We start from the raw sequence: 10,877 nt of genomic DNA, 5'->3' as shown, positions 1-10,877 counted from the left end.
TGGAAGCCGCCGGCATCCGCGTCTCGCCCTCCCCCGCACAGCTCGGCAAGACCCTCGTCGAACTGCTCAAGGGCTGACGACGAGGCGCGAAAAAAGACCGGCGCGACAGGCTCCCGCGTCACGGCATCGCCGAAAACGGAGTCCAAAGGGTTCGGGCATGGTACGGTCGTCATGGTGGCGGTCCGATTTCCCGAACGATCGATCACAGGAGACGGCACCCGGACGACGGGGCCGCGACGAGACAGATGGCACGCACCGAAGCGAACGAAACCTTCGCGCTTACCTCCTTCCTCTACGGCGGCAACGCCGATTATATCGAGGATCTGCACGCCCGCTACGAGGACGATCCCGGTTCCGTTTCGGACGAATGGGGCGATTTCTTCAAGGCGTTGAAGGATGACCGCTCGGCCGTCCTGAAAAGCGCCGAGGGGCCGTCGTGGCAAAAGGCCAACTGGCCGATCCCGGCGAATGGCGAGCTCGTCTCGGCCCTTGACGGCGATTGGGGCCAGCTCGAGGCGCGCGTCGCGACCAAGGTCAAGGGCAAGGCCCAGGAAAGCGGCATCGACCTGCCTGGAACAGCCGTGCATCAGGCCACCCAGGATTCGGTGCGGGCGTTGATGCTGATCCGCGCCTATCGCGCTCGTGGCCATCTCCACGCCAAGCTCGACCCGCTTGGCATCGCCAAGCCGGCCGACGACGATTACAACGAGTTGTCGCCGCAGGCCTACGGCTTCACCGAGGCCGATTTCGACCGCAAGATCTACATCGACAACGTGCTCGGGCTCGAATTCGCCACCATCCGCGAGATGGTCGACATTCTCGAGCGGACCTATTGCTCGACTCTCGGCGTCGAGTTCACGCACATCTCCAATCCGCAGGAAAAGGGCTGGCTGCAGGAGCGCATCGAAGGGCCGGACAAGGGCATCGCCTTTACCGACGAAGGCAAGCGCGCGATCCTCAACAAGCTGATCGAGGCCGAGGGCTTCGAAAAGTTCATCGACGTGAAATACAAGGGCACCAAGCGTTTCGGCCTCGACGGCGGCGAGGCGCTGCTGCCCGCGCTGGAACAGATCATCAAGCGCGGCGGCCAACTCGGCCTCAAGGAAATCGTCTTCGGCATGGCCCATCGCGGCCGGCTCAACGTGCTCAGCCAGGTGATGGGCAAGCCGCTCAGAGCGATCTTTCACGAGTTCGGGGGCGGGTCGTACAAGCCGGAGGACGTCGAGGGTTCGGGCGACGTCAAATACCATCTCGGCGCATCGTCGGACCGGGAGTTCGACCACAACAAGGTCCACCTTTCCCTGACCGCCAACCCGTCGCATCTGGAGATCGTCAACCCGGTCGTCATGGGCAAGGCGCGCGCCAAGCAGGACCAGATCGCCGGCCGCACCCGCACCGAGATCGTCCCGCTGGAGACGCGCGCGCAGATCATGCCGCTCCTGATCCACGGCGACGCGGCCTTCGCCGGTCAGGGCGTGGTGGCCGAATGCTTCGGCCTGTCGGGCCTGCGTGGCCACAGGGTTGCGGGCTCGCTGCATTTCATCATCAACAACCAGATCGGTTTTACCACCAATCCGCGCTTCTCGCGGTCGTCGCCCTACCCTTCCGATGTCGCCAAGACGGTCGAGGCGCCGATCTTCCACGTCAATGGCGACGATCCGGAAGCGGTGGTCTATGCCGCCAAGGTGGCGACCGAATTCCGGATGAAGTTCCACAAGCCGGTCGTCATCGACATGTTCTGCTACCGCCGCTTCGGCCACAACGAGGGCGACGAGCCGGCGTTCACCCAGCCGATCATGTACAAGACGATCCGCCAGCATCCGACGACGCTGGAGATCTATTCCAAGAAGCTGGTCGACGGTGGGGTGGTGAGTCAGGAGGAAGTCGACGCGCGCAAGGCGGAATGGCGCAAGATCGTCGACGACGAGTTCGAGGCCGGCCAGTCCTACCTGCCGAACAAGGCCGACTGGCTCGACGGCGCCTGGTCGGGCCTGCGCAAGGCGGAGGAACTCGAAGAGCCACGCCGCGGCGTGACCGGCGTGCCGTTGAAGACGCTGAAGGATATCGGCGGCAAGCTGGCGACGGTGCCCAAGGACTTTCGCGTCCACAGGACGATCCAGCGCTTCCTCGACAATCGCGCCAAGATGATCGAAAGCGGCGAGGGCATCGACTGGGCGACCGGCGAGGCGCTGGCCTTCGGCACCATCGTCGCCGAGGGCCATCCGGTGCGCCTGTCCGGTCAGGATTCCGAGCGCGGCACCTTCTCGCAGCGCCATTCGGTGCTCTACGACCAGGAGGACGAGAGCCGCTATATCCCGCTCGCCCATGTCGCCAAGGGTCAGGCAATCTACGAGGTCATCAATTCGATGCTCTCGGAGGAAGCCGTGCTGGGCTACGAATACGGCTATTCGCTGTCGGAGCCGAACGCCCTGACGCTGTGGGAGGCGCAGTTCGGCGACTTCGCCAACGGGGCACAGGTGGTCATCGATCAGTTCATCTCGTCGGGCGAGCGCAAATGGCTGCGCATGTCAGGGCTGGTGCTGCTCTTGCCGCACGGCTACGAGGGCCAGGGGCCGGAGCATTCCTCGGCCCGGCTCGAGCGGTTCCTGCAGATGTGCGCCGAGGACAACATGCAGGTCGCCAACGTCACCACGCCGGCGAACTACTTTCACGTGCTGCGCCGGCAGCTGAAGCGCGATTTCCGCAAGCCGCTGGTGCTGATGACGCCGAAGTCGTTGCTGCGTCACAAGCGGGCGGTCTCGAGCCTGTCGGAGATGGCCGGCGACACCAGCTTCCATCGCCTGCTCTGGGACGATGCGGAGATGCGCAAGGATTCGCCGATCAAACTGGTCAGGAACGACAAGATCCGGCGCGTCGTAATGTGCACCGGCAAGGTCTATTACGACCTTCTGGAAGAGCGCGAAAAGCGCGGCATCGACGACATCTACCTGCTGCGTCTCGAGCAGCTCTATCCGTTCCCGGCCAAGGCGCTGATCAACGCGTTGTCGCGCTTCAAGCAGGCCGAAATGGTGTGGTGTCAGGAGGAGCCCAAGAACATGGGCGCATGGTCGTTCATCGACCCTTACCTGGAGTGGGTTCTGGACCATATCGGCTCCGAGAAGCGGCGCGTGCGCTATACCGGACGTCAGGCCGCGGCCTCGCCGGCCACGGGAACGATGTCGACCCATCAAAAGCAGCTCGCCGCCTTCCTCGAAGACGCGCTTGGCTGAGCCAAACGATACGACCGAACCGGACCTCGAAAGACGTAGAGAGCGATGAGCACCGAAATCAAAGTCCCGACGCTGGGTGAATCCGTGACCGAGGCCACCATCGGCCAATGGTTCAAGAAGGCCGGCGATCGGGTCGAACTCGACGAGACGATCGCCGAACTGGAGACCGACAAGGTAACGGTCGAGGTGCCGGCTCCGGCCGCCGGCGTTCTCGAGGACATCGCGGTCGAGGCGGGCGAGACCGTCGAGGTCGGCGCGGTTCTCGGCTCGATCGGCGAGGGATCGGGCTCCGACGCCGGAACCACGGCCGCGACCGAAAAGCCGAAGAGCCAGGCGGCAAAGGCGGATGCCGCCGCCGATACCAAGGCCGATTACGGTGGCGGGGCGACGGGCGACGCGGCGCCAACCGGCGATGGCGCCGACGAAAAGGCCGCGGCGGGCGACATGCCGCCGGCCCCCTCGGCGAAGAAGATGATGGCCGAGCAAGGCCTTGCCGATGGCGACGTGGAGGGCTCCGGGAAGCGCGGTCAGATCCTCAAGGGCGACGTCTTGGAGGTGATCGCCCGCGGCGCGCCGTCGAGCCCGCAGGAAAAGCCGATGGCGGCCCCTGCTCCGTCCTCGCGGGCCGGAGAGGCGCGCGAGGAGCGGGTGAAGATGACCCGTCTTCGCCAGACCATCGCTCGACGTCTGAAGGACGCGCAGGACACCGCGGCGATGCTGACCACCTTCAACGAGGTGGACATGACGGCGGTGATGGAGCTGCGCAAGAAATACAAGGATCTGTTCGAGAAGAAGCACGGCGTGAAGCTCGGCTTCATGGGCTTCTTCACCAAGGCCGTCTGTCACGCGCTGAAGGAGATCCCGGCGGTCAACGCCGAGATCGACGGCACCGATCTGGTCTACAAGAACTACGCCCATATCGGCGTCGCCGTCGGCACGCCGAAGGGCCTTGTCGTGCCGGTCGTGCGCGACGCCGACCAGATGACCATCGCCGAGATCGAGAAGGAAATCGGCCGGCTCGGCATCGCCGCGCGCGACGGCAAGCTGACCGTCTCCGACATGCAGGGCGGCACCTTCACCCTCTCCAACGGTGGCGTCTATGGCTCGCTGATGTCGACGCCGATCCTCAACGCGCCGCAGTCGGGCATTCTCGGCATGCACAAGATCCAGGAGCGGCCGGTGGCGATCGGCGGCGAGGTGAAGATCCGGCCGATGATGTATCTGGCGCTCAGCTACGACCACCGCATCGTCGACGGCAAGGAGGCCGTGACCTTCCTCGTCCGGGTCAAGGACAGCCTGGAAGACCCCGAGCGGCTGGTGCTGGATCTTTAAAGTCGCGTTGGCTGCGCGGAAGGGCTGGAGGACCGGGAAGGGCTGCGTGATGACTGAACGGGTGATGATCGTGACCGGCGGGTCGCGCGGGATCGGCGCCGCCACGGCGCGGCTCGGCGCCAAGGCCGGCTATGCCGTCGTCGTCAACTATGCCTCGAACGAGGCGGCTGCGAAGGCCGTGGTCGCCGACATCGAGGCCGGCGGCGGCACGGCGATCGCGGTGAAGGGCGACGTCGGTGTCGAAGCCGACATCGTCGCGCTGTTCGAAGCGGCGGACAGGCTCGGGCCGCTGGCGGCGCTGGTCAACAATGCCGGCGTGGTCGACGCGGTCGCGCCGGTCGCCGAGATGAGCGCGGACCGGCTTGACCGGATGTTCCGGATCAACATCACCGGCAGCTTTCTCTGCGCCCGCGAGGCGGTGAAGCGCATGTCGACGGCGCGCGGCGGCCAGGGCGGCGCGATCGTCAATCTGTCCTCGGCGGCCGCCAAGCTCGGCCTCGGCGGCGCTCGGGTCGACTATGCCGCGTCGAAGGGCGCGATCGATACCTTCACCGTCGGGCTCGCCAAGGAACTGGCCGGCGAGGGCATCCGCGTCACCGCGGTTCGCCCCGGTATCATCGCGACCGACATTCACGCCTCTGGCGGCGAGCCCGACCGGGTCGAGGAAATCGCGCCGAGCCTGCCGATGCGGCGGGCCGGCACCGCCGAGGAGGTGGCCAGGGCGATCCTTTGGCTGCTGTCGGACGAGGCGTCCTATTCGACCGGCACGATCATCGACGTCTCCGGCGGTCGCTCGATCCTGCCGTGAGGGCGCCTTCCCCCCATTGTTCTTGAGATCGAAGGAAAGCGGAAATTCATGGCCGATCAGCAAAGCTACGACCTCGTCGTCATCGGATCGGGACCCGGCGGCTATGTCTGCGCCATCAAGGCGGCGCAGCTCGGCCTCAAGGTCGCCGTCGTCGAAAAGCGCAAGACCTATGGCGGCACCTGCCTCAATGTCGGGTGCATCCCGTCGAAGGCGCTGCTGCATGCCTCCGAGATGTTCGCCGAGGCCGGGCATTCCTTCGCCGAACTCGGCATTTCGGTGGAGCCGAAGCTCGATCTCGAGGCGATGCTCGGCCACAAGGACAAGACGGTGAAGGCCAATGTCGACGGCATTGCCTTCCTGTTCAAGAAGAACAAGATCACCGGCATCATCGGCACCGGCCGCATCAAGGCGGCCGGCGAAGTCGAGGTGACGAAGGAGGATGGCGCAACCGAGACGCTGCCGGCCAAGGCGATCTGCATCGCCACCGGCTCGGCCGTCGCCGGCATTCCGGGCGTCGAACTCACCTTCGACAGCGACACGATCGTCTCCTCCGACGAGGCGATCGCGCTGGAAAAAGTCCCCGAGACGATGGTCGTCGTCGGCGGCGGCGTGATCGGACTCGAGCTCGGTTCGGTCTGGTCCCGGCTCGGCGCCAAGGTGACGGTGGTCGAATATCTCGACAAGGTGCTCGGGCCGATGGATGGCGAGGTCTCGAAGGCCTTCCAGAAGCTGCTGGTCAAGCAAGGCATCGAATTCCGCCTCGGCGCCAAGGTCACCGGTGTCGAGAAGGCCGACAAGGGCGCCAGGGTCAGCTTCGAGCCGGTCAAGGGCGGCGAAGCGGAAACGCTCTCGGCGGACGTCGTGCTGGTCGCCACCGGCCGCAAGCCCTATACGGAGGGGCTCGGACTGAAGGAGGCGGGGGTCAAGCTCGACGATCGCGGCCGGGTCGAGATCGACGCGCATTTCGCCACCAATGTCGCGGGCATCTACGCGATCGGTGACGTGGTGAAGGGCGCGATGCTGGCCCACAAGGCCGAGGACGAAGGCGTGGCGCTGGCCGAGCAACTGGCGGGTCAGGTCGGCCACGTCAATTACGACGCGATTCCCTCGGTGGTCTACACCTCGCCCGAGGTCGCCTCGGTCGGCAAGACCGAGGAAGAATTGAAAGCGGCCGGCATCGCATACCGGGTCGGCAAGTTCCCGTTCATGGCCAATGGCCGTGCCAGGGCGATGCTCAAGACCGACGGTTTCGTCAAATTCCTGGTCGACGCCGAGACCGACCGGGCGCTCGGCTGTCACATCCTCGGCGCGGGGGCCGGGGACATGATCGCGGAGGCGGCGCTGTTGATGGAGTTCGGCGGTTCCTCGGAGGATCTAGCGCGCACCTCGCACGCGCATCCGACCCTGTCCGAGGCGATGCGCGAGGCGGCCTTCGCGGCCTTCGCCAAGCCGATTCACGTGTAACGGGGCGGCGGCCCCACCGCCCGACATGATGTTCCACGTGAAACATCGACCGGGAAAAAGGCCCGGCGCGTCGGCGGCCGGGCCTTTCTATGAGACGATGAGGCCGGGTTCAGCCCTTCTTTTCGGCGTCTTTCACCACCGGCGCCGAAGACGTGGCCGTGTCTGCCGAATCGGCGGTGACGATCGGCGTCATCGGCGCCTCGGCCACGATATCGGTATGGGCCGCGCATTGCGCCGCGGCGCCGCCGGATGCGGCGGCGAGAAGCCCGAGGCTCATGGTCACAGCAAGTAAGGATTTCATGCGCAGGCACTCCTTGGCTGTTTCGACCCTGGAAGGTTACGCCGATTGCTCGCGGCCAACAAGCGGGCGATCGCGCGCCCGAATGAAGCTCATACGCCGAAGACGCGCCCGAGCCGTTGCGGTTATGGCCGTTCCGGCTGCGTCAATCCACCCGGGTTACCGTCCAACCGGCCTGGCGCAGCAATGCGACGAGGCCGTCCTCGCCGGGAAGATGCAGGGCGCCGGTGGCGACGAAGGCGCCGCCTTTTTCCAGCATCGGTGTCATTCGCTCGACCATGCGATGGTTGCGTTCGGTGACGACGCGCTCTTCGAACTCGGCGTAGCCCTTGCCGGCGCCGACGAGGATGCCGCCATCCGGCACCGCCGCCTCGATCGCCGGCATGATCGCCGCGATCTTGCCCTCGCGATAAAGCGCCAGCATCGTCTCCATCACATCCGGCATGCGATCCTGGAGCTCGATCGTCGCCAGGAGACTGTCGACCTGGAGATCGGTCGAGAGGGAAGCGAGAGCGCGGAGCTGCTCCTCGGAGGTCTCCAGCCCCTCGACCGGCTTGCCGGCGGCGATGGCGCGCTCGGCGAGCCGGACGTCGAGGACCGAGGCGCCGTCCTTTTTCCGCGCCGCTTCGCAGTCCGGCAGCATCAGGCTCATGGAGGTGAACCAGGGCTGCAGGGTCTGCACCGACTGGAACGGAATCCCCTTGGCTGCAAGCGCCGTTTCGAGCTTGGCCTGCTCTTGCGGATCGACCAGATCGGCGAGGGTCTGGCCCTTGGGGAGGTTGATCAGCTCCGGATGGGCGAAAAAGGCGGCGGCGGCCTTGACCGGGTCGAGGACATCGGTCGTTTCGATGACCAGGCGCTCGGACGCGGTAAAGGCCTGTTCGGCTGATGCAGGCAGGACGAGGACGCGGGGATCGGTGAGGTGGATGGTGCCGAACAGATGGGACGGGGCCAGGCCGGCCCGCTCGACGCGAAACAGCTTTCCGGCGCCGTTGGGGACCGCCGCCGCATTCGCTTCGACATCGGCGAGCCTGCCCTCCACCCGCAAGGCGGGACGAAGATCGCGGCCGTCGCAGGCGTCCGGCTCCGTCGCGCCGACGGCCAGGATACCGACGAGCAGGAAGGCCAGAACGAGGCCGGGCAGCGCGAGGCAAAGCCGGAAGAGAGCCGTCGCGAAACGATCGAATCGGTCGATAGGGCCAGTCATGGGCGGCTGATCTACTCCCTCGCAATAACGCGGGGAGCCTAGGGGGAAATTACGACCAAAGCCTGAATCTCGCGACTTTCCCGCATCGACCGGTCAGGCGCGGCGGCGCGCGCGCGGGTGGGCGCCGTCATAGATCGACAGGAGCCGGGCCGAATCGACGGCGGTGTAATTCTGCGTCGTCGACAGGCTGGCATGGCCGAGAAGGTCCTGGATCGTTCTGAGATCCCCGCCGGCCGACAGAAGATGGGTAGCGAAGGAGTGTCGAAGCGCATGCGGCGTCGCCGATTCGGGTAGACCCAAGCCGCCCCTGAGCCGCGCCATGGCGCGCTGGATGATCTGCGGCTTCAACGGGCCGCCACGGGCGCCGCGAAACAGGGCCTCGTTCGGATGCAACGCATAGGGACACAGGCGGCGATATTTGGCCACCGCCTCGAGCACGGTGGGAAGCAGCGGCACGAGACGAGTCTTGCCGCCCTTGCCGGCGATGGGCATCGACCGAGCGGTCGGCTCACTGAGCGCGTCGCCGGGCAGTGCCAGTGCTTCCGAGATACGCAGGCCGCAGCCGTAGAGAAGCGTGAGCACGGCGACATCGCGGGCGGCGATCCACGGCTCGGCGGCGAAGGCGCCGGCATCCTCGGTGACGGCTTTGGCATCGGGCACGCTCAGGGGACGCGGCAGCGACCGCGGCTGTCTGGGTGCGCGCATCGCCTTGGCGCCAGCGGAGGAGGCCAGCCCCTTCTTTTCCAGATGGCGGATGAAGGAGCGAATTCCGGCAAGGCCCCGGCCGAGCGTCTTGGCGCCCGCGCCATCGCGGCGGCGCGCGGCGAGGAAGCCGCGCAGTTCGGCGGTCTTGAGGTCGGTGAGATCGCCGAGCGTGGCGGGTCGGGCGTTGTAATGGGTCAGGAACACCAGAAACTGGCGCAGATCCCGCTCATAGGCGGCAAGCGTATGACGGCTGGTGCGGCGCTCCTCGGCAAGCGTCGCCAGCCAGGCGGCCTTTTCGGCCAGCAGCGGCTTGGTCGCATGGATGAGAACTGTCTGACTCATCGCCACTTCCCCCGCGTCTCTTCTGGTGAGATTCGTCCTGCTCGGGTCAGCCCGCCCGGCAGGGCACCGTTCCACCAGCATCCACGATCAAGGTGAACGCTTCGTTCCCGGAACCCCATCGGTCCGACACGGGTTTCCTTGTCGAGGGCGCCCGCGCTTGTTTGGTCGCGGCCGGCCCCAGCCTTTTCCTCGGTAGCCTTGCGAGGCAAGATGCCGACCCGTTCCCATCGAAGGAGACTCCCATGAAACGTCATGCGACCGCAATCTGGAAAGGCGCGCTCGGCGACGGCACCGGCGCGATCACCACCCAGTCCGGCGCCCTCAGCGATCACGGCTATTCGTTCAAGGCCCGGTTCGAGGATGAAAGCGGAAAGTCCGGAACCAATCCAGAGGAATTGCTGGCGGCGGCCCATGCCGGCTGCTTCGCCATGCAGCTGTCGCATTTCCTCGCCGAAAACGGCACGCCCGCGGACGAGCTGAAGGCAACATCCGTCGTCAATGTCGAACAGGTCGCGGCCGGCTTTGAGATCCAGCAGAGCGCCATCACCCTCGAGGCCAGGGTGCCGGGAATCGACAAGGCGAAATTCGATGAATTGGCCGAGCAGGCGAAATCGGGATGTCCGGTCTCCAAAGCGCTCGGCGCGATTACGGTGACACTCGACGCCAAGCTGGTCTGAGCCAGACCGCCATACGAGATCAACGGCCCGTGCCCAGCGGGCCGTTCGCATCGGGCGGTACCTGGGCCACGCCGGGTTCAAGCACCGGTGACGCAAGGCCGGCGCGGAGGCCGGCAGTGGTGTGGCCTGGCTTCGCTCCGGCGCTCGCCGCCGTGATCGCGGTACTGATCGTCGGGTTGAATGCCATGGCGGGTGCTGGACTTCCTCGCCCTGGGCGCGAGTCGAGCGCCGCGAGCGAAGGCGGGCCTGTTGCCAGCGCCGCCGCATGTGACGAACGGATGACGTCGGGGAAGTATGCAACGCAGGGGTTTGCGGCGTTTTCGAGAAATTTTGCTGCAGTGCATTTTTTCGCAAATCGGCTGTTGACTTCAAAAGCGGGGACCGCCTATAAGCCACTCATCGACGGCGAAGACGCCGCCGGCGAGCCCTTGGGTTTGCTCTGGTGTCAGGCAGTCGACAACAATCAGAAGAGTAGGCCGGCAACGGTCGTTCTTCAGGGTCAATCGAGGCGCATAGCGTCGACCGGCCCGACGGCATCTTTTTTGCCGTGCTCTTTGACAATTTGATATTGAGAAGAAAGAGAAGCGTGGGCGGCGGACAGTCTGCGTGGAGCTTCGGGCCGGTTTTCCTTTATCGGTTTTGGAGTATCCATGAGAGAAATGATCTGATCGTTTCACGTTTCGGTATGAGAGTGTACGGCTTGGCGCTGTTTCGGGGCTTGCTTTTGCGGGTTTTGCGATGGTGTCGAGCGAAGGGCGTTTTCGGTGTTGGTCTGGCTTTGCAGTGATGCGGGCCGGTCTGGCGGCGGGGGCGT

9 protein-coding genes are annotated in these 10,877 nt (G+C 65.5%); 6 read left to right on the top strand and 3 right to left on the bottom strand.

The window, feature by feature from the left end; all coding sequences use genetic code 11:
- Positions 1-245: 245 nt before the first annotated feature.
- From MJ956_RS18465 to lpdA, 4 genes are read left to right on the top strand one after another with little or no spacing between them, the layout of a single operon-like run.
- Positions 246-3,230 carry a 2-oxoglutarate dehydrogenase E1 component gene (locus MJ956_RS18465; RefSeq protein WP_253965891.1) on the top strand — a complete coding sequence of 995 codons (2,985 nt, stop codon included), beginning with the start codon at positions 246-248 and terminating at the stop codon, positions 3,228-3,230.
- Positions 3,231-3,275: 45 nt separating this feature from the next.
- On the top strand, positions 3,276-4,562 hold the full coding sequence (odhB, locus tag MJ956_RS18460; protein WP_253965890.1) for a 2-oxoglutarate dehydrogenase complex dihydrolipoyllysine-residue succinyltransferase: 1,287 nt from the start codon (positions 3,276-3,278) through the stop codon (positions 4,560-4,562).
- A gap of 49 nt (positions 4,563-4,611) precedes the next feature.
- Positions 4,612-5,370, top strand: coding sequence for an SDR family oxidoreductase (locus MJ956_RS18455; protein WP_253965889.1), 759 nt, complete (start codon positions 4,612-4,614; stop codon positions 5,368-5,370).
- Positions 5,371-5,418: 48 nt separating this feature from the next.
- The gene (lpdA, locus tag MJ956_RS18450; protein ID WP_253965888.1) at positions 5,419-6,834 is read left to right on the top strand and encodes a dihydrolipoyl dehydrogenase; all 1,416 of its coding nucleotides are present in this window, start codon (positions 5,419-5,421) and stop codon (positions 6,832-6,834) included.
- A gap of 109 nt (positions 6,835-6,943) precedes the next feature.
- Here lpdA and MJ956_RS18445 read toward each other — a convergent pair whose 3' ends face one another.
- The 3 genes from MJ956_RS18445 to MJ956_RS18435 form a co-directional block, all read right to left on the bottom strand.
- A complete protein-coding gene (locus MJ956_RS18445; protein WP_253965887.1) occupies positions 6,944-7,135 on the bottom strand; it encodes a hypothetical protein in 192 nt (63 codons plus the stop codon).
- A 142-nt stretch (positions 7,136-7,277) separates the two neighbouring features.
- Positions 7,278-8,339, bottom strand: coding sequence for a TraB/GumN family protein (locus MJ956_RS18440; protein ID WP_253965886.1), 1,062 nt, complete (start codon positions 8,337-8,339; stop codon positions 7,278-7,280).
- 93 nt (positions 8,340-8,432) lie between these two features.
- A complete protein-coding gene (locus tag MJ956_RS18435) occupies positions 8,433-9,392 on the bottom strand; it encodes a tyrosine recombinase XerC (RefSeq protein ID WP_423724907.1) in 960 nt (319 codons plus the stop codon).
- Between the two features lie 236 nt (positions 9,393-9,628).
- Here MJ956_RS18435 and MJ956_RS18430 point away from each other — a divergent pair, with 236 nt between their 5' ends.
- Positions 9,629-10,063, top strand: coding sequence for an OsmC family protein (locus tag MJ956_RS18430; protein WP_253965884.1), 435 nt, complete (start codon positions 9,629-9,631; stop codon positions 10,061-10,063).
- Between the two features lie 152 nt (positions 10,064-10,215).
- Positions 10,216-10,629, top strand: a complete 414-nt coding sequence (locus tag MJ956_RS18425; protein WP_253965883.1) for a hypothetical protein — start codon at positions 10,216-10,218, stop codon at positions 10,627-10,629.
- The last annotated feature ends 248 nt before the right edge of the window (positions 10,630-10,877 follow it).

Origin of the sequence: Aurantimonas marianensis (assembly GCF_024195285.1) — a bacterium.
Taxonomy (GTDB): Bacteria; Pseudomonadota; Alphaproteobacteria; order Rhizobiales; family Rhizobiaceae; genus Aurantimonas; species Aurantimonas marianensis.
This window is presented reverse-complemented; position numbering and strand designations above follow the sequence as displayed.

Coding starts and splice junctions, on each gene's coding strand:
- MJ956_RS18465 (WP_253965891.1), top strand. CDS start 246: ATGGCACGCACCGAAGCGAACGAAACCTTCGCGCTTACCTCCTTCCTC.
- odhB (WP_253965890.1), top strand. CDS start 3,276: ATGAGCACCGAAATCAAAGTCCCGACGCTGGGTGAATCCGTGACCGAG.
- MJ956_RS18455 (WP_253965889.1), top strand. CDS start 4,612: ATGACTGAACGGGTGATGATCGTGACCGGCGGGTCGCGCGGGATCGGC.
- lpdA (WP_253965888.1), top strand. CDS start 5,419: ATGGCCGATCAGCAAAGCTACGACCTCGTCGTCATCGGATCGGGACCC.
- MJ956_RS18445 (WP_253965887.1), bottom strand. CDS start 7,135: ATGAAATCCTTACTTGCTGTGACCATGAGCCTCGGGCTTCTCGCCGCC.
- MJ956_RS18440 (WP_253965886.1), bottom strand. CDS start 8,339: ATGACTGGCCCTATCGACCGATTCGATCGTTTCGCGACGGCTCTCTTC.
- MJ956_RS18430 (WP_253965884.1), top strand. CDS start 9,629: ATGAAACGTCATGCGACCGCAATCTGGAAAGGCGCGCTCGGCGACGGC.